General features: G+C 39.4%; 21 protein-coding genes. 13 read left to right on the top strand and 8 right to left on the bottom strand.

Going from position 1 to position 22,891, the window contains the following annotated elements; all coding sequences use genetic code 11:
* Positions 1 to 77 precede the first annotated feature (77 nt).
* Genes R2S57_RS05480 through R2S57_RS05460 form a run of 5 tightly spaced genes read left to right on the top strand, consistent with a single transcriptional unit; the run spans position 78 to position 6,119 of the window.
* On the top strand, positions 78 to 1,460 hold the full coding sequence (locus R2S57_RS05480; protein WP_316844057.1) for a mercuric reductase: 1,383 nt from the start codon (positions 78 to 80) through the stop codon (positions 1,458 to 1,460).
* A 2-nt stretch (positions 1,461 to 1,462) separates the two neighbouring features.
* The gene (locus R2S57_RS05475; protein ID WP_316844056.1) at positions 1,463 to 2,422 is read left to right on the top strand and encodes an ABC transporter ATP-binding protein; all 960 of its coding nucleotides are present in this window, start codon (positions 1,463 to 1,465) and stop codon (positions 2,420 to 2,422) included.
* Positions 2,415 to 3,986, top strand: coding sequence for an ABC transporter permease/substrate-binding protein (locus tag R2S57_RS05470; RefSeq protein WP_316844055.1), 1,572 nt, complete (start codon positions 2,415 to 2,417; stop codon positions 3,984 to 3,986). Before R2S57_RS05475 ends, R2S57_RS05470 begins: the two co-directional genes overlap by 8 nt.
* Positions 3,986 to 5,137, top strand: coding sequence for an ergothioneine biosynthesis protein EgtB (gene egtB, locus R2S57_RS05465; RefSeq protein ID WP_316844054.1), 1,152 nt, complete (start codon positions 3,986 to 3,988; stop codon positions 5,135 to 5,137). The genes R2S57_RS05470 and egtB overlap by 1 nt, the downstream gene beginning before the upstream one ends.
* A gap of 7 nt (positions 5,138 to 5,144) precedes the next feature.
* Positions 5,145 to 6,119 carry an L-histidine N(alpha)-methyltransferase gene (locus R2S57_RS05460; RefSeq protein WP_316844053.1) on the top strand — a complete coding sequence of 325 codons (975 nt, stop codon included), beginning with the start codon at positions 5,145 to 5,147 and terminating at the stop codon, positions 6,117 to 6,119.
* Here the strand turns inward: R2S57_RS05460 and R2S57_RS05455 are convergent.
* On the bottom strand, positions 6,116 to 7,189 hold the full coding sequence (locus R2S57_RS05455) for an aminotransferase class V-fold PLP-dependent enzyme (protein WP_316844052.1): 1,074 nt from the start codon (positions 7,187 to 7,189) through the stop codon (positions 6,116 to 6,118). The genes R2S57_RS05460 and R2S57_RS05455 overlap by 4 nt on opposite strands.
* A 69-nt stretch (positions 7,190 to 7,258) precedes the next feature.
* Between R2S57_RS05455 and R2S57_RS05450 the strand changes: the two genes are divergently transcribed.
* Together R2S57_RS05450 and R2S57_RS05445 are read left to right on the top strand one after the other, a co-directional pair.
* On the top strand, positions 7,259 to 7,780 hold the full coding sequence (locus R2S57_RS05450) for a DinB family protein (RefSeq protein WP_316844051.1): 522 nt from the start codon (positions 7,259 to 7,261) through the stop codon (positions 7,778 to 7,780).
* Between the two features lie 238 nt (positions 7,781 to 8,018).
* Positions 8,019 to 8,402, top strand: a complete 384-nt coding sequence (locus R2S57_RS05445) for a VOC family protein (RefSeq protein ID WP_316844050.1) — start codon at positions 8,019 to 8,021, stop codon at positions 8,400 to 8,402.
* A 71-nt stretch (positions 8,403 to 8,473) separates the two neighbouring features.
* Here the strand turns inward: R2S57_RS05445 and R2S57_RS05440 are convergent, their stop codons facing one another.
* From R2S57_RS05440 to R2S57_RS05430, 3 genes are all read right to left on the bottom strand, one after another.
* A complete protein-coding gene (locus tag R2S57_RS05440; RefSeq protein ID WP_316844049.1) occupies positions 8,474 to 9,670 on the bottom strand; it encodes an acetate kinase in 1,197 nt (398 codons plus the stop codon).
* Between the two features lies 1 nt (position 9,671).
* A complete protein-coding gene (gene pta / locus R2S57_RS05435) occupies positions 9,672 to 11,759 on the bottom strand; it encodes a phosphate acetyltransferase (protein WP_316844048.1) in 2,088 nt (695 codons plus the stop codon).
* 176 nt (positions 11,760 to 11,935) lie between these two features.
* Positions 11,936 to 12,154, bottom strand: coding sequence for a DUF6965 family protein (locus tag R2S57_RS05430; protein WP_316844047.1), 219 nt, complete (start codon positions 12,152 to 12,154; stop codon positions 11,936 to 11,938).
* A 249-nt stretch (positions 12,155 to 12,403) separates the two neighbouring features.
* On the opposite strand from R2S57_RS05430, the gene R2S57_RS05425 reads away from it, so the two are divergent.
* A complete protein-coding gene (locus R2S57_RS05425; protein ID WP_316844046.1) occupies positions 12,404 to 13,081 on the top strand; it encodes a competence protein in 678 nt (225 codons plus the stop codon).
* Positions 13,082 to 13,250: 169 nt separating this feature from the next.
* Here the strand turns inward: R2S57_RS05425 and R2S57_RS05420 are convergent, their stop codons facing one another.
* Positions 13,251 to 13,832 (bottom strand): DUF4142 domain-containing protein, encoded by a 582-nt coding sequence (locus R2S57_RS05420; protein ID WP_316844045.1) that lies wholly within the window; start codon positions 13,830 to 13,832, stop codon positions 13,251 to 13,253.
* Between the two features lie 270 nt (positions 13,833 to 14,102).
* Here R2S57_RS05420 and R2S57_RS05415 point away from each other — a divergent pair, with 270 nt between their 5' ends.
* Genes R2S57_RS05415 through R2S57_RS05405 form a run of 3 tightly spaced genes read left to right on the top strand, consistent with a single transcriptional unit; the run spans position 14,103 to position 19,072 of the window.
* Positions 14,103 to 16,460, top strand: a complete 2,358-nt coding sequence (locus R2S57_RS05415; RefSeq protein ID WP_316844044.1) for a TonB-dependent receptor — start codon at positions 14,103 to 14,105, stop codon at positions 16,458 to 16,460.
* A 27-nt stretch (positions 16,461 to 16,487) separates the two neighbouring features.
* Positions 16,488 to 17,735 (top strand): DUF4374 domain-containing protein, encoded by a 1,248-nt coding sequence (locus R2S57_RS05410; RefSeq protein ID WP_316844043.1) that lies wholly within the window; start codon positions 16,488 to 16,490, stop codon positions 17,733 to 17,735.
* Between the two features lie 35 nt (positions 17,736 to 17,770).
* A complete protein-coding gene (locus tag R2S57_RS05405; protein WP_316844042.1) occupies positions 17,771 to 19,072 on the top strand; it encodes a PepSY-associated TM helix domain-containing protein in 1,302 nt (433 codons plus the stop codon).
* A 68-nt stretch (positions 19,073 to 19,140) separates the two neighbouring features.
* Here R2S57_RS05405 and R2S57_RS05400 read toward each other — a convergent pair whose 3' ends face one another.
* Positions 19,141 to 19,341: a hypothetical protein gene (locus R2S57_RS05400; protein ID WP_116249634.1), complete on the bottom strand. Its 201-nt coding sequence runs from the start codon at positions 19,339 to 19,341 to the stop codon at positions 19,141 to 19,143.
* 237 nt (positions 19,342 to 19,578) lie between these two features.
* Between R2S57_RS05400 and R2S57_RS05395 the strand changes: the two genes are divergently transcribed.
* The gene (locus R2S57_RS05395) at positions 19,579 to 20,223 is read left to right on the top strand and encodes a Crp/Fnr family transcriptional regulator (protein WP_316844041.1); all 645 of its coding nucleotides are present in this window, start codon (positions 19,579 to 19,581) and stop codon (positions 20,221 to 20,223) included.
* A gap of 10 nt (positions 20,224 to 20,233) precedes the next feature.
* On the top strand, positions 20,234 to 20,824 hold the full coding sequence (locus R2S57_RS05390; protein WP_316844040.1) for a molybdenum cofactor guanylyltransferase: 591 nt from the start codon (positions 20,234 to 20,236) through the stop codon (positions 20,822 to 20,824).
* Position 20,825: 1 nt separating this feature from the next.
* Here R2S57_RS05390 and R2S57_RS05385 read toward each other — a convergent pair whose 3' ends face one another.
* Both R2S57_RS05385 and R2S57_RS05380 read right to left on the bottom strand, forming a co-directional pair.
* The gene (locus R2S57_RS05385; protein WP_316844039.1) at positions 20,826 to 22,310 is read right to left on the bottom strand and encodes a rubredoxin; all 1,485 of its coding nucleotides are present in this window, start codon (positions 22,308 to 22,310) and stop codon (positions 20,826 to 20,828) included.
* Complete coding sequence (locus tag R2S57_RS05380; RefSeq protein WP_316844038.1) at positions 22,311 to 22,817, bottom strand: nitrate reductase associated protein; 507 nt, start codon at positions 22,815 to 22,817, stop codon at positions 22,311 to 22,313.
* Positions 22,818 to 22,891 lie beyond the last annotated feature (74 nt).

The following is a 22,891-nucleotide window of genomic DNA, read 5'->3' as shown; positions in this document are numbered from 1 at the left end:
GCATTGACCAAACATTGATCGATCTATTTAGGTTATATCTGTCAGAACAAAACAAATCCTTTTAACCGAAGCAATCAATGAAACATTACGATGCAATAATTATAGGAGCAGGGCAGGCAGGTACGCCATTGGCTAAGAAACTTGCAGAAGCAGGGAAAAAAACATTGATCATAGAAAAGAGACTGGTGGGCGGCACTTGTATCAATGATGGCTGCACACCTACCAAAGCCATGGTAGCATCGGCAAGGGCAGTTTATCAGGCTAAAAAAGCGATCGAATTAGGCGTTGAGGTTGGATCTGTAAAAATCGATTTTAAAAAGATAAAACAACGCAAAGACGATATTGTAAACCAATTCAGGTCATCGTCCGAAAAAGGGATAAATAACACTAAAGGACTGGAGCTTATCTTTGGAACAGCGAAATTTAGCGGAAAGAAGGAGCTTATCATATCACTTAACGATGGCGGCGAAGAAAAAGTAAGTGCCAATTGGATTTTTATCAATACAGGTGCAAAAACCACCATACCCGATATTGAGGGATTAACTGAAGTTGATTACCTCACATCGACAACCATTTTAGATCTCGAAGCTGTACCTGAGCATTTGGTGGTTATCGGTGGAAATTACATCGGATTGGAGTTTGGACAAATGTTTAATCGATTTGGCAGTAAAGTAACCATTCTGGAAAAATCAGCTGGCATAATAGCCAAAGAAGATCAGGATATTTCATCGGTACTGACCGAAATCCTAACAGACGAAAAGATCGAACTGATTACCGATGTCGAAATCAATAAAATTGTAAAGGACAAAAAACAGATCCATATTGAACTCCACTCGGGTAAAAGCAAGAAAAAGATAAGTGCCAGTCATGTATTGGTGGCCGCAGGCCGCACGCCTCAAACAGCCGATCTAGGCCTCGAGAACTGTGGCGTTAAGCTCGATGATCGCGGGCATATTCTGGTGAATGAAAAGTTGGAAACGAATATTAAGGGCATTTATGCACTTGGAGATGTAAAAGGCGGTCCGGCGTTTACCCATATCGCCTATAACGATTATACCATTGTTTACCGTAACCTGATCGAGGGTACCAATTATTCCATTCACGATCGGCCAGTGCCCTATTGCATGTTTACCGACCCTCAGCTCGGAAGGATCGGGATTTCTGAAAAGGAAGCAAAAGAAAAGAAACTGAATTATAAGGTTGCTGTGATCCCAATGACACAGGTGGCGCGTGGCATCGAAACTAACGAAACATTAGGCCTGATGAAGGCTGTTGTTGATGTAGACACCAAAAAGATACTGGGAGCTGCTATTCTCGCTTCAGAAGGCGGAGAGATTATGTCTGTTTTGCAGATGGCGATGGAGGGCGGTATTACTTATGATAGGATCAGATATTGTGTCTTTGCGCATCCTACCTACTCTGAATCGTTGAATAATCTATTTATGAAACTCGATAAATAAACATGATCGAATTAAAGGCGATAAGTAAGAAATTTGGTGATACCCAGGCTGTAAATCAGGTCTCTTTTAAAGTAGCTGAAAAGGAAACTTTGGTGTTGTTGGGTACCAGTGGGTGCGGCAAAACCACTACTTTGAAGATGATTAACCGTTTAATTGAACCCGATGCAGGGCAGATTATCATCAATGGTGAAGATATTACCAGTCAGGATCCAGATGTACTCCGCAAAGGCATTGGTTATGTGATGCAGAATATCGGGCTTTTTCCACATTATACCATTGCCGAGAATATTGCTGTTGTGCCTAAACTTTTAAAATGGGAGAAGGAAAAAATTAAAACCCGAACAGAGGAACTGATCAAAAAACTCCATCTTCCCGAAAGTGCGTTAATTATGTTTCCGCACGAACTGAGTGGCGGGCAACAACAACGCGTTGGGCTTGCACGTGCCTTGGTTACCGATCCATCTGTGCTATTAATGGATGAACCCTTTGGCGCATTAGACAACGTTACCCGCAGCAGCATCCAAAAGGAATTTAAAGCATTAGAAGAGCTAAAAAGAAAAACCATCGTGATGGTAACGCATGATGTGCAGGAAGCTTTCGAGCTGGCCGATCGCATCTGTTTAATGGATAAAGGGCAAATCATCCAGATTGGAACACCAAAAGAATTGCTTTATCAACCAGTTAACGATTTTGCTATAAAATTCCTGGCCGGACAAAGACTTGCCTTAGAGTTTAAAGTAGTTCATATACAGGATATTTGGTCGTTTTTACCTGAAGAAACACTACAGGATGGCGAAGGCCTGTCTGCTGATTTAAATGTATGGGAAGCCATGGAGTTGTTAAGGCGTAATGATCGGTCGGAACTGCGCATTTCGGGGCAAAATAAAGAAAGCAAAACCATTAATTTTGAACAGTTAACGAAAGGGTTTAATCAGTTTCAAACTATGCAGTCACATGAATGAGCAACAGCAAAGCTTATGGCGGTTTATGCAGGGGCAATCTGATAAATTGCTCAACCAAACCTTGCAACATGTAGGTTTAACCTTTATTTCGCTGTTATTTGCGATCGCGATCGGCTTGCCATTAGGCATATTGATTGCGCGGAAAAGAAAACTTTCGGGTACGGTTTTGGGTATTGCAGGTGTGCTTCAAACTATTCCGAGCATTGCCTTGTTGGGTTTTATGATCCCTGTTTTGGGCATCGGCGCCAAGCCGGCTATTGTAGCCTTGCTCATTTATGCGCTGTTACCGATAATCCGCAATACCTATACAGGCATTATTGGCATCGATCAGCATGTTAAGGAAGCCGCCAGGGCCATGGGAATGAGCAAAGGCCAAATATTGCTAAAAGTAGAGTTGCCTTTAGCCATGCCCGTAATTTTAGCTGGTATCCGTACGGCGACGGTGATTAATGTAGGCGTGGCCACATTGGCCTCCTTTATTGCTGCTGGCGGATTGGGCGAGTTTATATTTGGCGGTATTTCGCTTAATAATACTAATATGATCCTGGCGGGAGCAATCCCTGCGGCACTACTTGCCATTATTCTCGATGCCTTGCTTTCGCTGGTTCAAAAAATGGATTTTAAGAAATTGAGGAAAGCGTTATACGTTTTTCCTGTTGTCATATTGGTATTAGGCGGCTTTTATGCACTTCCATCGGCTTATGGTTCTACTTTAACCGCAGGATTTACCCCCGAATTTATGGGCAGACAGGATGGTGATCTGGGATTGAGATCTGTATATGGTTTAAAGATTCATACCATCGTGATCAGTGATGCGGTAATGTATAAAGCTGCTTTCTCAAAAGAATTGGATGTAATTAGTGGCTATTCTACAGATGGCCGTTTAAAAGCTTTTGACCTGAAAATCTTAAAAGACGATAAGAATATCTTTCCGCCATATTATGCTGCACCAATTGTCAGGAATGAGGCATTAAAGCAATTTCCACAATTGGAAGAAACATTGAATTTGCTTGCGGATAAAATCACAGATGCTGTGATGACTGACCTGAACTATAGAACTGATTACCTGCACCAGGCTCCTGAACGGGTAGCCAAGGATTTTTTGATCAGTGCCGGTCTTTATAAGGCCCCTAAAAACGGACATAACGGCACGGTAAGGATAGGATCGAAGATTTTTGGTGAGCAATATATTCTGGCCGAAATGTACAGCATGTTGATTAAGGGAAATACAGATTATGAAGTATCAACAAAAACCGGATTGGGTGGCACAAAAATCTGTTTTGACGCGCTAACAAACAATCAGATCGATTTTTATCCCGAATATACGGGAACAGGTCTGTTGGTTTTGTTACAGCCCGACCCAAAAGTGGCAAAGGAAATGGCGCATGACAAAGAAAAAACCTACGATTATGTGTCGGCAGAATTTGATAAGAAATATCAGATCAAATGGCTTAAACCTATAGGTTTTAACAATTCGTATGCTTTAATGATGCGGCAAAAACAATCAAAAGATCTGAATGTTAATACCATCACAGATCTCAAAAACTATCTAGATAAAAATTAATGACACTGGTAGAAAAATACTTGGAGATTAGAAAATACTCCGAACAAATTTGCGAACCGCTGCAAACAGAAGATTACGTGGTGCAACCTGTGGCAGACGTAAGTCCTCCTAAATGGCATTTGGGGCACACCACCTGGTTCTTCGAAACCTTTATATTAACGCCATTTTCGGTTAACTATCAGGTATATAACGATGATTACAACTTCGTTTTCAATAGTTACTATGAAACCATTGGCAACCGGGTAATCCGTACCGATCGAGGCAATTTAAGCCGCCCAAGTGTAAATGAAATTTATCAATATAGAGCTTATGTAGATGAGGCCATGGTGAAATTTTTAACCACGGTGTTAACGGATGAAGTAACAGAGCTGTTGATTTTGGGCTTTAACCACGAACAACAGCATCAGGAGCTATTGCTTACCGATATTAAATATATTTTAGGCAACAACCCGCTATTTCCAGTGTATTCGAGAGATCGGAAAGAGGTTTTTTCCATAAGTGAAACAGGATCTGATTTTGTGAATGTTCCAGAAGGTATTTATGAAATCGGCTATAATGAAGAGGATTTCAGTTTCGACAACGAACTGAACAGGCACAAAGTTTATCTGCACGATTTTGCGATCAGTAAAACATTGGTTAATAATGCCGAATTTATAAAGTTTATCAGTGCCGGAGGTTATGAAAACTTCAATTTCTGGCATGCTGAAGGCTGGGATTGGGTAAAAAACAATCATATAACCTCGCCAATGTACTGGCATCTGATTGATGGACAGTGGTTTAATTATACATTAAATGGCCTGTTATCCATTGACTTAAGTGCTCCAGTGAGCCACATCAGTTATTACGAAGCTTATGCTTTTGCCAGCTGGAAAGGCATGCGTTTGCCAACAGAGTTTGAGTGGGAAATAGCAGCACAACACTTCAGTTGGGGAGAACGGTGGGAGTGGACAGAAAGCGCATATTTACCTTATCCAGGTTTTAGTAAGGCACCAGGTGCAATTGGCGAATACAATGGCAAATTTATGGTGAACCAAAAGGTACTGCGCGGAGCATCCATTGCCACTCCCGAAAATCATTCGCGTATTACTTACAGAAATTTCTTCCACCCACATTTAAGGTGGCAATATACAGGCATCCGATTAGTAAAATAGTATAGATATGACCACCACCACTATCGAAACAACAACAGACCACAAAACACAGTTCCTTCAAGAAACCTTAGCAGGCTTGCAATCTGAACCGAAATTTATGCTTTCCAAGTATTTTTACGATGCTACCGGAGACCGTATTTTTCAGCAGATTATGGAGATGGAAGAATATTATTTAACGAATGCGGAGATGGAAATCCTGAAGTATCAGGCCGAGCAGCTTTCGCAGGCAATTGCTGCCGATGGAAGCCCTTTTGACCTGATTGAACTGGGTGCCGGCGATGCGACCAAATCTATACATTTGTTAAAATATCTGACTGGTAATGGTTTGGAATTTAGCTATTTACCGATTGATATTTCGGAACATGTAATTGCTGATCTCGAAGAAAATCTCCCTAAAAAGCTTCCGGGATTAGATATGAAAGGTTTAAACGGAGATTATTTTGATATGCTTAAAAGGGCTACAGAATTATCTGGCAGGAGAAAGGTAGTGTTGTTTATGGGTGCCAATATCGGGAACATGAATATTGCCGATGCAGAAAAATTCTGTCTGTCGTTAAAAGAGATACTTTCCCCAAACGATTTCTTAATCATTGGCTTCGATCTGAAGAAAAACCCTCAAAAGATCCTGGCTGCCTATAACGATAAGGCCGGCATTACCAAAGCGTTTAACCTTAATCTGTTACAGCGAATTAATAAAGAACTGGATGGAGATTTCAATCTTGAACATTTTGATCATTATGCCAATTATGATCCTGCCTCAGGTGCCTGCAAAAGCTACCTCATCAGTTTAAAGAAACAGATCGTTAATATTGGTCAAAATGCCATTCATTTTGCAGAAAATGAACATATCTTTATGGAAATCTCACAGAAATATTCACTTACTGATATTGATAACTTAGCCGAAAAGGCTGGATTTAAACCGGTTCAACGCTTTTTCGATCAGCAACAGTATTTTGTAGATGCGATTTGGATGGTAGATTAATTTCTACCATCCAAAACCTGTAATAGCTGATTCAAATCTTCATCTGTATTGTAAAAGTGGAATGAAATGCGTGTGCCCGTTCCTCTCGGCGAACAGAGTATTTTTGCCTCGGCAAGTCGACTTACGGTTTTTTGATCTAATGGCATACTCATAATCGTCGACTGGTAGTTTCGTTCCAATGTCCAGTCTGGAATTAATCCTCTTGAATTTAATTCCAATCGTGCTTTATTACTCAAGGCCTGGGTCGTTTTTTCAATCGAATTGAAACCAATTGCGCCGAGGAAATTTAAGCTTTCGTTTAAAGTGCCAAAATTTAAGGTATCTAAATGTCCTGGTTCGAAACACATCGATAAATGATCTTTACCCTTTAAAAACGGTGCGGTTGGCAATTCTGCCAGTTTATTTTTATGGTAGATGGCATCTTTCATCTGATCGGAAAGAAAAGCATATCCGTTTCCGTAACCGCCCAAAAGCCATTTGTAGCCACTGCCAATTAAGGCATCCAAACCTGATTTTTCAAAGTTAAAGTTGATAGTGCCTAGAAACTGGGTACCATCTCCAATCAATAAAAGATCGGGATAAGTGGTTTTTAATTTCTGGATAAAGCCATCATCCATTCTTAGTCCACTGATGTATTGCACCATGCTAAAAGCAAGTACTGTAGGTTTAAATGTATCAATAGCCTTGATCATATTTTCTTCCAGATTTTCATCAATGGCAATGCTATGGTAATCAAAACCCATGCTAATTACAGGGTAACTTACCGAAGGATATTCCTCTTCCAACAATAAAAAACGATGATTTTTGTCCAATCCAGCCAATAAAGTATTAAAACCTACTGAAAAATTCTGAACCAGATAGGTATTGTTTGGTTTTGATCCGAAAAGCCTGGAAATGTTATTTCGAAGGTCGCCAATCATCGGCAGGCTTTCCATTCTGAAAATACTTCCACCTGTAATAAAGGCTTCATCATGTTTTTTTCGCCAGTCGGCCAGATTGGTAGATAAGATGCCCGAATTTGCAGTATTGAGATAGGTATATTCTTTTAGGATCGGAAAAGATAGGTTCATGCCCAAAATTAAAAGATTTAGGCATAAAAAGAATAAACATGGTTTTAAAATTGAATTTTATACAAACCTATGAGAATCACGTTTGTTAGGTTAATAGAATCTGCTTATGTTATTATGGAAAATCAAAAATCGATACTGGTTACGGAACTCAAAAAATTATTAAATGGAGGTGGAGCCCATGTAGGGTTTAAAGATGCGGTTGCCAATTTGTCCTTTAACCTTCTAGGAGAAAAGCCGCACAACCTGCCATACAGCATTTGGCAACTGGCGGAACACATTAAAATAGCGCAATGGGATATGCTCGAATTTAGTAAGGATGGATCGCACCAATCGCCCAAATGGCCGGATGAATACTGGCCCAAAGAACTGGCACCTAAAGATGAAGAAACCTGGAATAATACGCTAAAACAGATTGATGATGATCTGAAAGCATTTATTGCGCTGTTAGATTCTGCTGATTTGTTTGAAGCGATTCCTCATGGTGATGGACAAAGCGTATTACGTGAAGCCTTGCAGATCGCTGATCACAATGCGTATCACATTGCTGAAATCGTGGTGATCAGACGTTTATTGGGAGCATGGAAAAGCTAGGTATTTTAACCACGGATGTACACAACTTCCTGTCATTCAGGTGGGTTAATACGGGTTTAAAATCCGTGTGCATCCTTTCCATCTGTGGTTAAATTAGAATACCTGTGCTAAAAGCTTAACTGAATGATATTGTCTCGTTTAGGCATGTACTTTGCCGCTTATGCAACCTGTTATTATGGTTCTATTCAGCTAAATTTAATGATGCGTTCTCTTGATAATTGAATAAAAAAAAGAAATCATGTTAGAAAAATCAAAAGCATTCAGCTCATTTTCTGTAGACGATATACAGAAAGCAAAAGACTTTTATATTGGGGTATTAGGCCTCGAAGTAAAAGATAATCCAATGGGCGTAATTGAAGTGGCTATTGCTGGTTCAACAAACGTATTACTGTACCCAAAACCCAATCATGTTCCGGCCACCTTCACAGTGCTTAATTTTCCGGTCGAGAATATCGATCAGGCGGCCGACGAATTGATTGCCAAAGGAGTAAAGTTCGAGATTTACAATCAGGAATATATCAAAACAGATGAAAAAGGTATTTCGCGTGGAAATGGCGGACCAAACATTGCCTGGTTTAGAGATCCAGCAGGCAATATTTTGTCTATTTTGGAAACAGCCTAGGCCTAAACTTCCGAAGGTGTGCTGTGGCCCAGCGCCAACTTCGGAAGTCTTTTCCCGCAAAATCGGAAGTCTTAGCCCAGAAGTCCAAAACACTGGTGTGCAATCTCGTATTCTTCGTTAGTTGGTATCACCAATATCTTAACCTTTGCATCAGGGCTGTTAATTTCTTTCAGTTCGCCTTTGTAGGCTATATTTTGGTCTCGATCCAATTCGATGCCAAGGTAACCGAGTTCAGTGCATACCGCCTCACGCATATTGCTGTCGTTTTCGCCAACACCGGCGGTAAATATAATGGCATCGATACCATTTAAAACGGCCGCATAAGCACCGATAAATTTCCTGATCCTGTAAGCATATAATTTAAGGGCCAAAACTGCAGCCGGATTTCCTTCACTTACCATCTTTCTGATGTCGCGCATGTCACTTGAACCACCGACGCCTAACAGCCCCGATTGTTTATTCACCAAGGTGCTCAGCTGTTCTAAAGTATATCCTGCATGTTCCATCAAATGAAAAATAACCGATGGATCAATATCTCCTGAGCGTGTTCCCATCATTAATCCACTTAAAGGGCCAAAACCCATACTGGTGTCGATTGATTTGCCATTTCTAATCGCCGCCATGCTACAACCGTTACCCAGGTGGATACTAATGATTTTGGTATCTTCCTTCTTTAACCAGTTTATGGCCTGTTCGCTTACATATTTATGGCTGGTGCCATGAAATCCATATACCCGAATGCTGTGTTCTTTATAATACCATTCCGGGATAGCATAACGGTAGGCTTGCGCTGGTATGGTTTGGTGAAATGCAGTATCGAATACGGCAATCTGTTTGGCGTTTACAAAAGTTTGCTCCGCCACTTCGATACATTTGTAATTAACCGGATTGTGCAAAGGCGCCAGTGAAAACAGCTTTTTAATCTGTTGTTTTACTTCGTCGGTAATGATTGCCGGGCCTGAAAAGTGTTCGCCGCCATGTACCACGCGGTGACCAACAGCTTCAATATCATCTGGACTTTTAATTACGGCGTATGGTCCTTCCGTTAATAAAGTTAACACTTGTTTTAATCCTTCTCCGTGATTAGAGATAAAACCAGAGTTTTCGATACTGTGTTTTTCCCCATTGCTATAAACGCTATGTTTGATAAAGGATCCTTCAATGCCAATGCGTTCTACCAAACCACTGCAAACTGGTGCCTTTTCAGGCATTTTGAAAAGCTGGTATTTTAAGGAACTGCTTCCTGAATTGATTACTAGAATGTTCATATTAATTATCTTGGCATTGGATCGCTGTAATCACAACGGTATTAAAAATATCATCTACGGTACAACCACGGCTTAAATCATTAATGGGTTTATTTAAACCCTGCAACATTGGACCAATGGCCAGTGCACCTGTTTCGCGTTGTACCGCTTTGTAAGTGTTGTTTCCGGTGTTTAAATCGGGGAAGATAAGTACACTTGCCCTTCCGGCTACTTCAGAGCCTGGTAGTTTTTGTTTGCCCACAAGTGGATCAACGGCAGCATCATATTGTATTGGCCCTTCAATTTTTAACTCCGGATGTCTAGCCTTAACGATTGCAGTTGCTTCCCTAACACGTTCTACGTCTTCACCTTCGCCAGATGTCCCTGATGAGTAGGAAAGCATCGCTATGCGCGGTTCAATGCCGAATTTCGCACTGCTTTCTGCTGATGAAATGGCGATTTCTGCCAATTGTTGGGCAGTGGGATTGGGGTTTACCGCACAATCGCCAAATATGGCCACACGTTCTGGCAAACACATAAAGAAGATTGAAGATACTACAGATACACCCGGTTTGGTTTTAACAAACTGCAATGCGGGCCTGATGGTGTGTTGGGTCGTATGTACAGCGCCAGAAACCATCCCATCCGCATCGCCTTTGTAAACCATCATGGTGCCGAAGTAAGAAACATCGGTCATCATATCCCTGGCCATTTCGAGGTTAACATTTTTAGCTTTCCGCAATTCGTGCAGGGTATCTACATAATCATTGTAATGAGCAGATTGCCCTGGGTTATGGATTTTTATGGTACTCGTATCTAAATTTAATCCCAATCGTTTAATGCTATTGGTAATTTCAACCGGATCGCCTAACAGGGTAATGTCTACAATATCCTGGGTAATGAGTTTTTCTACTGCTTTTAAAATGCGTTCATCGTTTCCTTCTGGCAAAACGATATGTTTTTTGTCGCGTTTGGCCCATTTAACCAATTGATACTGGAACATATGTGGGGTAATGCCTTGATAACTGAAAGTAATGATCTTATCATCTAAAGCTTTGATGTCTACATATTTCTCGAAAAGCTCTATCGCTATGGCAATTTTCTTTTTGTTTTCGATGGTGATTTTAGAGTGGATACCACCAATCGTGGTAGTGGTTTCGAAAGTTCCTTTTTGTACCGCAATAATTGGGATGATGGTCTGCAAACCTTCAATCAGTTTAATAATCGGCTCATCGGGTAAACTGCCTGCGGTTAATACAATACCTGCGATTTTTGGATAATTGGCTGATAAATTGGCCTGTAATGCGCCAATAATGATATCTCCACGGTCGCCAGGCGTTACAATAAGCAGGTTATCTTTAATGTGCCTTAAAAAATTAGGCAACATCATGGCTCCGGTTACAAAATTATCAACCTGATTATCCAGTAATTCAGACCCGAAAAGAACCTCGCCACCCAGTGCCAAGGTGATTTCTTTCATGGTTGGGCTTTGCAAACCTGTTTCCGTTGGGATGACCGCGATAAGTAGTTCTGCTGGCAACTGGTTACTAAGCGCTTGTTTAATGCGATCAGCCTCTTCAGGATTTACCATATTGGCCACCACGCCCAAAACCTGTACATCGCGTAGCAAAAAGTTCCTGTAAATGTTAATGGCTGATTTAAAAAGCTGACTGGCCGTTTTATTTTTACCGGATACCACAATTAACACAGGTGCCCCCAGGTTTTTGGCCATTAAAGCATTCGATTCAAATTCAAAGGCCATGCCTTCACCTAAAAAGTCGCTGCCCTCAATTACCGTAAAATCATAGTTATCTTCTAGTTTTTTATATTTACTGATGATGGTATTGATAATCGCCCCGCTGTCTTCCGATTGATGGAGCATTTCCTGCCTAGTAAAAGCAAAGGCATCCTCATATTTAACAGGAAGTGAAAAATAATCCAGCATGGCTTCTACATGTTCGTCCTTTTGATTGGGATCATCTTGTGCAATAATGGGTTTGAAATAACCCACTTTTTGGGTTTTTGCCAATAACATATTGATCATTCCGAAAGCAATTACTGATTTTCCGGTGTAGGGTTCGGCCGAAGCAATGAATATATTTTTAGTCATAAATAGGGATCAATTATATAGGAATAACCATTTCCGCCCAATATAGTTGGAAATATTTATTTTAAAAACTAAAGCGTGTTAAGTTTTAAAGGCAATAGGGAAAAGCTGTTAAAATGACTTTAAAGAAATCACCATCATTTTAAAAGCAGAAAGTCAAATTGATTTATACAGTATTTTTAAGCGTTCGATTCGATCAATAACTTTAACATTTTTAACCTATGGATAAGGGGAAGGTTCACCTTTGCATCAGGGTTGAGCCTTAGCGGCATCAAATGGCTTTCCAGGAAATGGGCATAATCCGTAATGATGGTCGCTTCATTAAGATAAATTGGCACCTGCTGTTTTCCGGCTTGGGCAAAAAAATCTTCTAACTGCTGTACTTCTTGGATGGTCATACTGCAAAGTTATCATTCTGTAACGAGTAGCGGCAAATAAAATGAAGCATGAACAAGTATCTGTCTCATGTTCAATCTAAATAAATTTAACTTGGAATATCTCTTGTACAGGTATCAGTGTGGCAAAACTTCCGATAATTATCCAAAATATATTCCTTTTAAGCAAGATGCGTTGTGGTGCTAAAAATTTTAGTTTAAATTTGTTTACCCTAATAAAATGTATTTGGCCTTCTAATCCCTTTAAAGAGAATGGACAATAGTGAAATGAAAAAAAACATCCCTAATCCTGTGATCATACAGGATATTTCATTGATTAAAAAGGAATTTTATAGAAAAGAAACCGCCTGGCACCGCGACTGGAAGTTGGCTTTCCCTCCATCTTTTCGAGAAGTCGCCTTTTTTGATGCCGCCAATACTGATATCCACCGTGCTGATGTATTTACCCCCTCAGGTTATACCATTGAATTTCAGAATTCTCCGATTACAGTTGCCGAACTGAACAGCAGGGAAGCTTTTTATCCAAACCTGATCTGGGTATTAAACGGTAAAAAGTTTAAGGGTTTTAAAATTTTGAAACACTTACCAAATGTAGATGATCCAAAACTTGCTGATTACGAGTTTTGCCATTCCGATCACTTGTCGATGGTGAGAAAAACCGATGTGATGTTAGGAACACCCAATCCTAAAATACTCAATTTTTACCATCCCGAACTCAAGGATATTAAACTCACCTCCAACCTGTATTCTTTTTGCTGGAAACAACCGCATAGTGTATGGTATTTAGCTACCGCAAAAATTATTGTAGACTTAGGCGGACATTTTTTGTATGAGCTAAAACAGCGCAAACAATTGAACGGAAATTATCCTTATTTAAAAATGCTGAGCAAGAAAACCTTTATCGATTGGCATACTCCACCAGAACTTTAATAAAAATATGCCCTATATGCGTTTCACAGCTATTGCAATGGGTTTATAGTAAGGCCGGTAAGCTTTGAAAAAATTGATTCGATAATTATAGACTTGATCGGGAAAGATAATGACTGGAAAAAATAAATCCCCCACGGTGAGGCAAGGGATTTAGTACGTTAAACATGAATTATTTCATGCCATCGTTAATCTTGTTGATCATCACCAAATGGCTTTGAACAATTGGAGCTGTTTTAGTCGCAAATGCCTTTAGATCTGCGTCTTTACCATCTCTTGATTCATCTTCCATTAATTTAAGGGTCGATTTATGTCCGCCAACCATCGCATCAACATAAGCCTTGTCAAAATCTGCACCTGTTTTTTTACTTAAGTCTTCCATTTTTTTCTTGTGCTCATCGTCAACAGTACTAGGAAGGGTGATGTTTTTCTGTTTAGCAATAGCCATCAACTCGGTATTGGCCATGCCATGGTCTTTCACCATCATGGTTGCAAATTCTTTAACCTGAGCATTACTACTTTTTTCGAGCGCCAGTTTTCCTAACTCTACTTCGGCCATACCGCCAACTGCCGCCTGAGTAGTGAATTTCGAATCCGCTTCGTCTACTGCAATTCCACCAGTGGCCATCGCATTAGTGGTGGTATCTTTCGCCATATTTAAACTATCGGCACTTTCTTTGGCATCTTTATTCCCGCCTCCACAAGCCTGAAAGGCTAGGGCTGAAATCGCCATTACATACATTAACTTTTTCATATTTATTGGTTTTGTTGTATGTAGATAACATGTTTAATGCAAAAGGGTTTTAAGCTTTTTGAATAATTAATGGGCTCAGTAACGGTCAGATGCTCAGAAGTGTATGGGGGTTTGCCAATTAAAAAGGTTGAAACAGTCTAATAATTAACAGTTCTTATTTGGACTTGATCTAAATAGAGGCTATATTTGCGGCAGATAAGAAAGCCACACGGTTCGGACCCGTGTGGCAATACCGGAAATCCGGCTCACCTTTAATCTCCATTAAAAGCCATGCAAATTAAGAAAATTTTGCTATTGGGCATATTATGTGCCTGCGTAATTTTTACTTCTGCCCAAAATCGACTCTCGAGCATCTCAGGGCAAATCAAAACCAATGATGGAACGCAAATTCCTGGTGCTACCATTAAACTCCACAAAAGCAACTACGGTACTTTAACAGATCAAAATGGAAATTTTAAAATCTTAAATATTCCTGTTGGCAGTTATACCATACAGGTATCTGCAATCGGTTTCAAAACACAGAAAAAGGAAATCAATATTACCGACGGGCAGACCGTGAATTTCAATTTCAGTTTGTCTGAATCCTCAGAGCAAATGGAAACCGTTAACGTAATCGGAAGAACGGCTAGCCAGGAAGTGAACCGGCAGGCTTTTAATGTAACAGCTGTTGATGCTAAAAAATTATACAATACCACGCTTGATATTTCTGGAGCATTAGATCGAGTAGCAGGTATTCGGGTAAGGGAATCGGGAGGCGTTGGTTCAAACTTTAACCTTTCACTAAATGGTTTTTCTGGCAACCACGTGCGGTATTTTATTGATGGTATCCCAATGGATAATTTTGGATCATCATTTCAGATCAATAACATCCCCATCAATATTGCCGACAGGATCGAGGTGTATAAAGGTGTGGTACCGATGTGGCTGGGGTCTGATGCTTTGGGTGGTGCCATCAACATTGTAACTGGCGACCGTTATCGCAATTATATCGATGCTTCCTATTCGTTCGGATCTTTTAATACCCATAGGAGTGTAATCAATGCAGCTGTGACTTCAAGAAGTGGTTTAACTTTTCAATTAAATGCCTTCCAGAATTATTCGGATAATGATTATAAGGTAAATGTAGAAGCTTCTGATATCTATACCGGGGCATATGCACCCATTGCTTCATTAAGAAGATTTAATGATACTTATCACAACGAAACCTTAATTGCAAATGTAGGTGTGGTGGGTAAAAGTTATGCAGACAAACTGTTGTTCGGGATAACCGTTGGTCAGAATTATAAAGAAATCCAAACCGGTGCCAGAATGGTCTCCGTTTTTGGAGGCTGGCACCGTAGAGGGAATATTTTAATGCCCACCCTAAAATACAAGAAAGAAAACCTGATTAAAGGGTTAGACGTAACCATTAATGCCAACTACAATTTAGGGAATGAGCAGAACATAGATACCTTAAATGTTCGTTACGATTGGTACGGGAACAGCAAACCAAACGGAACAAATGGTGAACGTGCCAGGAGTTTGTACAAATACAAAAACAACAATGGTTTGGCAACAACCATGTTGAATTATAAGATAGACGACAAGCAATCGGTAGCCCTGAGCAATGTATTTACCACTTTTAACCGCAAAGGCAGTGATGAGTTAAATCGCAGCAATGCAGATTACGAACGTCCAAAGAAAACCAATAAAAACGTATTGGGACTTGGCTATAGTTTCGATGTAAAAGACCGTTGGAGCGCAACTGTATTTGGCAAATACATCAATCAGGGCAATGTTAACGGAAGTGGGGGCACAGCCGGTAAAAACAGTATCGACAGATTGGGGTATGGTGCTGCGGCAACTTATTTTGTAAACCGGAATATGCAGTTAAAGGCTTCCTATGAACTAACCAACCGCATGCCGGAAGCACAGGAGATTTTTGGTGACGTAGAAAACCAGGATGCCAACCCAGGCTTGAAACCGGAAAAAAGCGACAATTTTAATTTAGGCCTTAGCTATGCCTTTTCAGTAAATAAGGAACATAATTTCTCTTTTACAGCCAATGCTATATACCGCAATGCAACCAATTTTATTTATAACAGGTTAAACCAGAATCAATCAAAATTGGTTGCCGATAACCGCGATGGCGTGCGTACAGTTGGTGGAGATGCCGAAATCAGGTATTCGTATAAAAACTGGTTAAGTGTGGGTACCACAGTTACTTACCAAAACCTCAAAAACCTTCAGAAATACGAGATTAATCCAAGTACGGGAGAAAAGTTTACTAGCGTAAGCAACGTGTACCTGGATCAGATGCCCAATATTCCTTACCTATACGGCAATAGCGATGTATCGGTTTCTGTAAAAGATGTGGGTCGTAAAGGGAATAATCTATCTATTGGTTATAACCTGCTGTATGTACATGCTTTTTGGTTGTATTGGCCAAGTCAGGGCGCGGTTGGTGATAAAAAGGTAATCCCTCAGCAGTTCAACCATGATTTAAACTTTGTTTACAGCTTAAAAAAAGGCCGCTATAACATTGGCCTTGAAGCGAAAAACATTACCAATGCCGACCTCTTCGACAATTTTAGTCTTCAAAAACCAGGTAGAGCCTTCTATTTAAACCTGAGATATTTCATCAATTAAATCAATAATTAATATAAAAAAAGTAATATGAAAACAAATTTTACCAAAGCGTTTATCGCTTTAGCTTTTGCTGCTGTACTTAGCTCGTGTTCAAAAAAAGAAGAAGGTGAAAGTGTACCTGAAAACCCAGGGAATTTTATTTTGGCTGTTACGCCAGTGGCTTCTACAGGTGTTGCCGATTATTTGCTTACAGCAAGTGATCTGGATAAGGGGACGATTTCTACTGCAGGAAATGGCGTAGAGCAGGATGGAACCTACCGTTATTATGTTACACACAACAATAAGTTTTTCAGTATGCTTTACGGACAGGGAAATCCGGGAGCCGTAACCACTTACAATATTTTAGCCGGTAAGTTAAATAAGGTTTCTAATTTTCAAACTGAAACTGTACAGGCTTTTGCACCAGTAAACGATGATTTGTTATTGGTGAAAATCCCAAGGAACCTGGCCGCGCCAACAGCAAACTTTTACCGTGTAAATACCAACAGCCTTTTAATTTCTGGTGAAGGAACATTAGATGCCACAGCACCAGGAAATAATGGAGAAATCGCACATTTTAGCTGGATTAAACAAGTTGGAAACAAAGTATATGCACCATTTTTCTCGATCAATGGCAGCAGATTCTGGACAAAATATCCAAACACCGCCTGGATAGCCGTTTATTCTTATCCTGAAATGAAACTGGAGAAAGTAATTAAAGACGACCGTACCAGTTTTATCGGAAGATATTTTACGGATGGATTAGGTGTAGTTGAAAATGGAGATGTATATGCATTTTCGAGTTCGGTGGCTGTTGATGACAATACCGAAACGCCTGATGTGCTTACCGATTCTAAAATCACCTCTACCAAACCATCTGCCATTACCAAAATTAAAGCAGGTACAACTGAGTTTGATTTAACTTATTTCCTTGATTTCGAATCGGTATCTGGTGGTTATGTAATTACCAACTGGATTTATATTGGTGGTAACAACTTCATCGTAAATGCGGTATTAAAAGCAAATAAAGGTGCTTATGTAGTAGGTAAAACAATCGGTGTTTTAAATGTTGTTGATAAAACCTTTAAAAAAGTTTCCGGACTTCCTGCCGAAACCGCAATCTCTAGCATCACTACAAACAATTATACCCCTAAAGACGGGAAATTGGCTTACCTGGGTTTCAATTTAAGCGATGGAACAAGTTACGTGTATAAAATTGATGCTGCTACAGCAACGGCTACAAGAGGCTTAAAAGTAGAAGGTGGGGTAATAACTGCCGTTCAATATTTAAAATAAGCATACAATTCTCAAAAAACTAAACAAACAGAACAATGGCAATGGTAAACAAAACGACTTTGGCAAAGAAAAAAAATAAAGATTCGCTATTTAACCGGATCAATAAATGGCTTCACCTCTGGCTTGGCCTAATATCGGGTATCATTGTTCTGATTGTTTGTTTAACAGGTTGTATCTGGGTTTTTAATGAAGAGATTACAGGTTTATTAGAACCTGAAACCAAAATTGAAAAACAGAACAAAGCCGTGATTACCCCGTCGCAACTCAGCGCCATTGCCTTTAAACTATATCCAGGGAAAGTACCTTCTTATGCTCAATACCAGCAGGGAAGGGCAATCAGTTTAAATTTGAGGGGAAAAAAGGATGAAGGAAGACGGGGCGGAGGAACCAGTTTAAAAATTAATCCTTACACTGGTGAGGTCATCAGCAAGGTAGTACATAAAAAAGGAGAGGTTGATTTTTTTAGATTTATCCTCAACGGTCATCGTTTCTTGTGGCTGCCTTACGCTATCGGCAGACCGATCGTAAATTATGGTACCATGATATTCGTAATCTTATTAATTACAGGCTTAATCTGGTGGTACCCGAAAAAATGGAATAAATCTACCCGCGATAAGAGCTTCAAAATTAAATGGGGTGCTTCTTTTAAAAGGGTAAACCTCGATCTACACAATGTAATGGGCTTTTATTCATTAATATTTCTACTTTTTATTGCGTTAACCGGAATGGTGTATGGCATCAAATGGTATAGTGAAGGTTTATACTGGGTAACTTCCGGAGGTGATAAATTAGGTGGTTTTCAACGTTTGGAATCTGATTCTTTAGCCCTTGGGAAATTTTATACCCCACAGAAAGCAATGGATCTGGCCTGGCAAAAAGTAATCAGCCGTCATCCTAAATCGCAGGGCTTTTACTATAATTTTCCTGACACTTCAAAGGCGAAAGCAACGATCAATATTACGGTTTATCCCAATACAGGTCAGTTTTACAATAACCAGGGTTATACTTTCGATCAGCATACCTTAAAAGAATTTAAGCGCGAAGGGGTTTATGCCATTGCTTACGAAGAAGCTGGTTTTGGCGGGAAACTCAGAAAGATGAACTACGATATCCACGTGGGCAGTATTTTAGGCTTTCCTGGTAAGGTAATGGCTTTTTTAGCATCATTAATCGGCGCAAGTTTGCCAATAACAGGTTTTCTAATCTGGTATGGCCGGAAATTTAAGAAGAAAGCGGTAAAGAAAGAACCAGCCTTAACCGAAAGTAAAGATAAACCAGCTGCTTATAAGCCAAGAGCAAAATTCCCAGTAAAAAAAGCTGAAGAAGTTATAGTGTAGGATTAAAATATTAAGGTATGGTTAGTTGAATTCCCGGACATTCGTCCGGGTTTTCTTTTTTTAATGCTTTACAATTTTACCTTTTTAGCTTTTGGTTCAGGTTTTTCAGGTAATTGTATCGATAAAATCAAATCAATGCTTTCCGAATTGGTTTCATAATCGGATGCAATTTTTTCCCATCTTTTTAATTCTGCCTGTAAGGTTTCGATTTCCTTACCTAATGATTCGATCTTATTCTGGATTGATTTTCTAACGTTTGTATTTGCCATAACACAAAATTATGATTTGATGGCATATCTTTAAACTGCTTTGTGTAAAGCTTGCGGATAAAAAATGCTAAGTGTTCTAATTCAGGGAGTTTTATTCTGATTAAATTTTCAACAATAGTGAAGAACCTGAGAAATTGCAACAGGCAGGAGAAAAATGTGCAATCATTTGTTATTTTTACCCAACATCCCCCGATAAATATGAAAAAAAATAATAGCTGCGATCTTAAAACCTGCTTTATGTGCCGACTCACATTAAAAGAATGGCATCCTGCTATTGAAAACCATAAACGAAATTTTATTGCTAAAAAAGGGGAGGTGATTATCAAAGAAGGTGATCCGGTGAGCGGAGTTTATTTTGTTACTTCAGGCAATGTAAAAGTGCATAAACAGTGGGGTGACAAAGAGTTGATTTTGCGGTTTGCGAACGATGGAGCCATATTTGGGCATCGCGGAATCAGCAACAACACATCTACCTATCCAATTTCGGCAACCGCTTTAGAAACGACTAAACTTTGTTATGTCGATATCGAATTTTTTAAAACCACACTAAAAGTGAACCAGGAATTTGCCTATGGTTTATTGATGTTTTATGCGGACGAACTGCATGCTTCGGAGAAGAAAATGCGTAATCTGGCATTAATGTCAGTTAAAGGACGGCTGGCTGTTGCCATTTTAGGATTAAGAGATCAATTTGGTCTGGATGAACAAGGGTTTTTAAATCTTTCTTTAAGCCGTCAGGATTTGGCTGCGTTTACAGGAGCAACCTACGAAACCGTTTTTAGGACCATGAACGAACTGCTTGCTGAAAAATTAATTGTTGTCAATGGAAAACAGATCGGTATTTTAAACGAAGCGGGACTTACTGAATTAAGTAGCAGATAATTGGATTAATATGTTGGGAATCGTTTTATGTGGTGGTCAGAGTTTGCGTATGGGCACCGATAAAGGCTTGCTCAGTCATCGGGATAAGCTTTGGGCACAATTGGCATATGATAAATTGAGTTCGCTTGATTTACAAGTAAAATTTTCGATTAACCCATTGCAGCAAGAAACCTATACTAATTATTTCGAAAAAGAAAAGCTGATTACAGATCATCAATCGCTCGATATCAAAGGACCATTATTGGGTGTCCTCTCTGCTCACTTATCAAACCCAACAGAAGATTTATTCGTATTGGCCTGCGATATGTTATTAATGGAAAGCAGGCTATTGCAACAGCTTCTGTATTCGCTTAAAACTGAAAATGCTTTCGATGCTTATATTTTCACCAAAGATGACCAACAAGAGCCCCTGTGCGGGATTTATAAGTCGCAGGGGTTAAAAAAGATTCTGTTTATGCTACAGAATAATATGTTGGTGAAACACAGTATGAAATACATTCTGGGCAATTTACAGGTTTGCGAAATAACTATAGCTGATCAGGATTATCGCTATTTTGGAAATTTTAATTCGCAAGGGGAGATAAATGACTATTCCTATTGATTTACAAAAGCTGTAATACCGATTGATCAATTTTAATGAAATTACCTTTCTCTCCTTCACAAAGTGGGCAGCAATAATCTTCTGGTAAATCGTCAAATGTGGTTCCAGGGGCGATATTGTTTTCAACTTCTCCAATGTATTCGTTGTAAACCGTTAAGCAAGTGTTGCATTGGTGTAAAAATACAACATTCTTTTTTGCAGCTTCTTCCGGTTTGAAACCATGCTTTTGGTTGTCTGTTTTAGTTGCGTTTAAACGGTATTTATAAAACTTAAATATGGAACGCCTGATCTGCTCTGGTAATAAAAACCGGGGATTGCTGCGGCTAAAAATTTCCCCTGTACGCGCATTAGGATTAAAGTCTTTTGCACATAAAATATCATAAACAGGAAATAATCTAATCCCTAAAAAATTGATGATATGGCGCTTCTGTATCAAAATACTACTAAAAACCTCACTTTTTTTACGTGTTTTAATGCCAAAACAAATACCAAAAGTACGGGTATCATCCATGCTTAATTGTTTAACCAAAAAGTTTTTTAATGCTAAACCTTCGTTACAGTTATCTTCTACCTGAAAATTTAACTCGTTTGCAGCATGGCGCATATTGATCTCAAATTCTTCAAGCAGTGCATTCCAAAGTTTTTTGTCTTTCTCATCGATGCCCTTTACTATGATGCTTTTCCATGATGTGCAGCACAGCTGACCAAGTTTGGTATCTAAACACAACTGACAGAGTTTTTTTAAAAAGGCAATATTAAACAGTTCATCACGCCTGTAAATACCCAACCAATATTTGTTGTTATATCGGTTTAAACCTTCGTAATAAGGCAGGTTAAATGCAGATAGGGAAACTGTATTTTCAGCAGGTTTAAGGATGATATTTTCCATATCTAATAAATCAAAAAGTTCGCCTCCATTTGCCAATTCATTGTCTATATAATCTAATGGGTTACTTTTGATGATATCTTCCAGTACTTTGGTAACCTGAGCGATATGATTGGTATAACAAAGCTGGTTCCATTCGTATATTACATTGGTTTTTGGAAACCTGATAATTAAATGCCAGTAGTGTTCTGATTGTGAAGAGGCTATCCAGTTGATGTTGCCTGTTAGCATAGGGGTAAAACTTTGATCGCTATCGCAGATGTTTACCTTTATAGAAGGTTTAAAGTCGATTTCATCTAATATGTCTTTATATACACCTTCGGTAAGCCAGGTTTTACGGATAAAAATTTCTTCAGCAGGGTAAGAACTGATAATATTCGGAAAATGATTACTATCTACTTCGTAATCGGTGCCAAGTTTATCCAATTCGTCAGTAAAAATGGCAATGTTGTAAATAGTGGTATCCAGCAATAACTGTTGGCGCAGACCAAAGCGCACATTTTGCATCCGTGCTTTTGTAGCCGCAACCAGAATGTTATACAAGTTTCCTGGCGATATGATGCCCCCGGGAAAGTTTATGATGACAGTATGATACATCATTTAATGGTTTAAAAGTCCAAATTCTGTTATTGCCTTTGGGAAGTTTTTGTTTTCATGTCCAGGTCTACACAGTTTTAATAGGGCAAACCTTTGGATATTGGTCAGTTTGCGCCACTGGCTGATGGATAGCTGAAACTGGAATTCTGCTGATTTTTCTTGTAACATAGCCGGAATTTGATGTAAGTTCCCCCAGTCAGGTAACGGATCAATAGGCATTGTTGTGGCTTGGTTACCGGTGTATTTCGTGATCAGGCCAATCAGAAACTGATGGTACCGGTCTGTTTGATCATGAGTTATTACCGGTAGTAAAGCCAATTGGATCCGTTCGGAAGGCTGAAATTTGCTCCATTCTGCCAGTTTTAACTTTATTCCTGCGGCATCCATTTTAAAGCGGACAATCATTGGGATACAGCGCATGTTTTCTTCGATAAAATCTTCTTCGAAGTTAAAATATTCAATCCCCTTAAGGTTTTTGAATTCCGAAGGACTAATTTTTACTTTCATCATCTTTTTATTCTAATCATCTCTTTAGTGTTTCAATACGTTACGTCATGCTGAACTCGTTTCAGCATCTTTTTTAC

The organism is Pedobacter psychrodurus, assembly GCF_032678585.1.
Lineage (GTDB): Bacteria > Bacteroidota > Bacteroidia > Sphingobacteriales > Sphingobacteriaceae > Pedobacter > Pedobacter psychrodurus_A.
This window is presented reverse-complemented; position numbering and strand designations above follow the sequence as displayed.

What these genes read in the sequence shown, in the direction of transcription:
- R2S57_RS05460 (WP_316844053.1), top strand. Translation starts at nt 5,145, where the DNA reads ATGACCACCACCACTATCGAAACAACAACAGACCACAAAACACAGTTC.
- R2S57_RS05425 (WP_316844046.1), top strand. Translation starts at nt 12,404, where the DNA reads ATGGACAATAGTGAAATGAAAAAAAACATCCCTAATCCTGTGATCATA.
- R2S57_RS05440 (WP_316844049.1), bottom strand. Translation starts at nt 9,670, where the DNA reads ATGAACATTCTAGTAATCAATTCAGGAAGCAGTTCCTTAAAATACCAG.
- pta (WP_316844048.1), bottom strand. Translation starts at nt 11,759, where the DNA reads ATGACTAAAAATATATTCATTGCTTCGGCCGAACCCTACACCGGAAAA.
- R2S57_RS05390 (WP_316844040.1), top strand. Translation starts at nt 20,234, where the DNA reads ATGTTGGGAATCGTTTTATGTGGTGGTCAGAGTTTGCGTATGGGCACC.
- R2S57_RS05420 (WP_316844045.1), bottom strand. Translation starts at nt 13,832, where the DNA reads ATGAAAAAGTTAATGTATGTAATGGCGATTTCAGCCCTAGCCTTTCAG.
- R2S57_RS05385 (WP_316844039.1), bottom strand. Translation starts at nt 22,310, where the DNA reads ATGATGTATCATACTGTCATCATAAACTTTCCCGGGGGCATCATATCG.
- R2S57_RS05430 (WP_316844047.1), bottom strand. Translation starts at nt 12,154, where the DNA reads ATGACCATCCAAGAAGTACAGCAGTTAGAAGATTTTTTTGCCCAAGCC.
- R2S57_RS05395 (WP_316844041.1), top strand. Translation starts at nt 19,579, where the DNA reads ATGTGCCGACTCACATTAAAAGAATGGCATCCTGCTATTGAAAACCAT.
- egtB (WP_316844054.1), top strand. Translation starts at nt 3,986, where the DNA reads ATGACACTGGTAGAAAAATACTTGGAGATTAGAAAATACTCCGAACAA.
- R2S57_RS05445 (WP_316844050.1), top strand. Translation starts at nt 8,019, where the DNA reads ATGTTAGAAAAATCAAAAGCATTCAGCTCATTTTCTGTAGACGATATA.
- R2S57_RS05380 (WP_316844038.1), bottom strand. Translation starts at nt 22,817, where the DNA reads ATGATGAAAGTAAAAATTAGTCCTTCGGAATTCAAAAACCTTAAGGGG.
- R2S57_RS05455 (WP_316844052.1), bottom strand. Translation starts at nt 7,189, where the DNA reads ATGAACCTATCTTTTCCGATCCTAAAAGAATATACCTATCTCAATACT.
- R2S57_RS05480 (WP_316844057.1), top strand. Translation starts at nt 78, where the DNA reads ATGAAACATTACGATGCAATAATTATAGGAGCAGGGCAGGCAGGTACG.
- R2S57_RS05405 (WP_316844042.1), top strand. Translation starts at nt 17,771, where the DNA reads ATGGCAATGGTAAACAAAACGACTTTGGCAAAGAAAAAAAATAAAGAT.
- R2S57_RS05475 (WP_316844056.1), top strand. Translation starts at nt 1,463, where the DNA reads ATGATCGAATTAAAGGCGATAAGTAAGAAATTTGGTGATACCCAGGCT.
- R2S57_RS05415 (WP_316844044.1), top strand. Translation starts at nt 14,103, where the DNA reads ATGCAAATTAAGAAAATTTTGCTATTGGGCATATTATGTGCCTGCGTA.
- R2S57_RS05450 (WP_316844051.1), top strand. Translation starts at nt 7,259, where the DNA reads ATGAGAATCACGTTTGTTAGGTTAATAGAATCTGCTTATGTTATTATG.
- R2S57_RS05470 (WP_316844055.1), top strand. Translation starts at nt 2,415, where the DNA reads ATGAATGAGCAACAGCAAAGCTTATGGCGGTTTATGCAGGGGCAATCT.
- R2S57_RS05410 (WP_316844043.1), top strand. Translation starts at nt 16,488, where the DNA reads ATGAAAACAAATTTTACCAAAGCGTTTATCGCTTTAGCTTTTGCTGCT.
- R2S57_RS05400 (WP_116249634.1), bottom strand. Translation starts at nt 19,341, where the DNA reads ATGGCAAATACAAACGTTAGAAAATCAATCCAGAATAAGATCGAATCA.